Raw genomic sequence first — 2,088 nt, forward strand, 5'->3', positions numbered from 1 at the left:
AGGGCGGCGACCAGTGACCCCGCCGGAGGACTTCGAGGACGAGGAGCTCTCCGCGGAGGAGTTCATCCGGCTCCTCACAGGTGCCGCCGAGGGCGGCCCCTTCCCGGGCGACTTCCCCGACGCGGCCTGACGGCCACCTGACAGACCCCCACCGGCCGGGGGTGCCAAGCCCCCGGCCTTCCCTCCCCGAGGAAGCCATGAAGAAGAAGACCCCCTGGTGGAAGCGCGTCGTCAGCTTCCTGTTCAGCCTGCTGGAGGAGTAGGTGAGCGGCCACATCTACGTCATCGAGTTCAGTGAGGGCACCACCAAGGTGGGGTTCTCCACGAAGCCGGAGAGGCGCCTGAACCAGCACGCCTCGGGCGTGGCTGGATTCGGGATCCGCATCGCCCAGAGCTGGGTGTCCGAGGCGTTCGACTCCGCCCACCAGGCGGAGATGGTCCTCATCTCCTGGTGCGCACTGAACTGCGCCGGCCACCGCAGGAGCGAGTACTTCACCGGTATCGACTTCACCGGGGCCGTGGAGTGGGCCAAGGGGCTCACCTCCATGTCACCGGGGCTGCTGGTGTCGCTCCAGCAGCACGTCCGGAAGCAGGTCCGCCAGCGCGCGATTGCGCGGGCCCGGCTCGCCAACACCTTCCCCGCGGGGGAGTTCCGCTAATGGCCGCCTCGAAGACCAAGCAGTGCAAGCAGTGCAAGAAGAACCGCAGCGAGCGGTTCTTCCGCTCCCCGAAGGCCCGCTACTGCTCCACCTGCCTCAAGGCCAACCGCTCCAGGGCCACCCACGACCGCAGGGTCTCCGAGACCTATGGCCTGGAGCCCGGTGAGTACGCGGTCCTGTTCGCCGCCCAGGGCGGCAAATGCGCCATCTGCAAGGAGAGCCGGCGAGAGCGGCTCTCGGTGGACCACGACCACAAAACGGGCCTGGTCCGAATGCTGGCGTGCCGAAGGTGCAACAACTACCTGCTCGCCAAGGGGGCCCGCGATCGCCCGGAGGTCCTCCGGGCCGCGGCCGATGCCCTCGAAAATCCCCCGGCTCTCCGGATTCTCGGAGAGCGCTACCACATCGACTTCAAGGATTCCCGGTGACCGAAGCCATCAAGCTCCCCCGAAACCTGGCCCTGTACCTGCTGGAGGAGGGCGACCTGGAGAGCCCGGAGCCCATGGACGGCTACGCCTTCGAGGCCGTCCAGGACTGCGGGTCCTCCCGCTGGAGCAGCCACCACCGGCTCATCATCCGCCGCGAGAGCGACGGTGCGCTCTTCGCGAGCGAGGACTACCACCGCGGCCTCACCGAGAACCAGGAGGACGACTACTGGAGCGGTGACTACTACGGCGTGGAGGAGGAGGGCTTCATCCACTTCCACCCGGTGGAGAAGGTCGCCCTCACCACCTACGAGTACAAGCAGGTGGGCAAGTGAGCAAGCCGTTCATGGACGCCTTGCAGGCGTACTACAAGGACAAGCTCGGCACCGAGGTCGAGGGCCTCCGGATCGAGATCGAGTACGACGAGGGGTACAGGTACTCCTCCTGGACCTACGAGGACCCGTCTTTCAAGGTCCGGGTCTCCCACCTCGACAGCCACGGGGGCCTGCTCTACGAGAGCAACGGCACCGCGGCGGAGTTCCTCTCGGAGCTCTTCGCCTGGGAGGACTCCCAGTGACCGAGTACGAGCCCGAGCGGAGCACGGGATCGATGAGGGACGCGAGTTCCTCGCAGTCCCGAACCATCAAGGTCGCCAAGACCTGCCCCGAGTGCGAGGCCGTCCACCACGTCACCGTCCCGAAGGACGGCTACGAGAGGTGGAGGAAGGGCGAGTACATCCAGCACGTCATGCCCGAGCTGTCCGCGGACGACCGGGAGACGCTGATGACGGGCATCTGCCCGCCCTGCTGGGACCGGCTGTTCCCGGCCGACGAGGACGAGCTGGACGAGGACCGGGAGGTCCCGGACTGGTTCATGGAGCAGATCCGCCCGGGGGACGAGCCCTTCGAGGGCGACGGACACGGGGTGTACCTGTGAGCGACTACACGGGCGCATGGTCAAAGCCCTCGGGACGAGGGCTTCTTAGCGGAACACGTGCTCCGCAG

The 2,088-nt window shown here is 67.1% G+C and carries 5 protein-coding genes; all 5 read left to right on the top strand.

Features of this window, described 5'->3' with window-relative positions; all coding sequences use genetic code 11:
• Window positions 1-263 precede the first annotated feature (263 nt).
• Genes ABD327_RS36475 through ABD327_RS36495 form a run of 5 tightly spaced genes read left to right on the top strand, consistent with a single transcriptional unit; the run spans window position 264 to window position 2,020 of the window.
• Complete coding sequence (locus ABD327_RS36475; protein WP_344235491.1) at window positions 264-659, top strand: GIY-YIG nuclease family protein; 396 nt, start codon at window positions 264-266, stop codon at window positions 657-659.
• Entirely contained in the window at window positions 659-1,087 is a 429-nt protein-coding gene (locus ABD327_RS36480; RefSeq protein WP_344235493.1) for an endonuclease domain-containing protein, read from the top strand. Before ABD327_RS36475 ends, ABD327_RS36480 begins: the two co-directional genes overlap by 1 nt.
• The gene (locus ABD327_RS36485; RefSeq protein WP_344458129.1) at window positions 1,084-1,419 is read left to right on the top strand and encodes a hypothetical protein; all 336 of its coding nucleotides are present in this window, start codon (window positions 1,084-1,086) and stop codon (window positions 1,417-1,419) included. Before ABD327_RS36480 ends, ABD327_RS36485 begins: the two co-directional genes overlap by 4 nt.
• Window positions 1,416-1,661, top strand: a complete 246-nt coding sequence (locus ABD327_RS36490; protein ID WP_344235497.1) for a hypothetical protein — start codon at window positions 1,416-1,418, stop codon at window positions 1,659-1,661. Before ABD327_RS36485 ends, ABD327_RS36490 begins: the two co-directional genes overlap by 4 nt.
• Window positions 1,658-2,020: a hypothetical protein gene (locus ABD327_RS36495; protein ID WP_344235499.1), complete on the top strand. Its 363-nt coding sequence runs from the start codon at window positions 1,658-1,660 to the stop codon at window positions 2,018-2,020. Before ABD327_RS36490 ends, ABD327_RS36495 begins: the two co-directional genes overlap by 4 nt.
• Window positions 2,021-2,088 lie beyond the last annotated feature (68 nt).

Source organism: Actinocorallia aurantiaca (assembly GCF_039533685.1).
In the GTDB taxonomy this organism is placed as follows: Bacteria; Actinomycetota; Actinomycetes; order Streptosporangiales; family Streptosporangiaceae; genus Actinocorallia; species Actinocorallia aurantiaca.

Coding starts and splice junctions, on each gene's coding strand:
- ABD327_RS36480 (WP_344235493.1), top strand. CDS start 659: ATGGCCGCCTCGAAGACCAAGCAGTGCAAGCAGTGCAAGAAGAACCGC.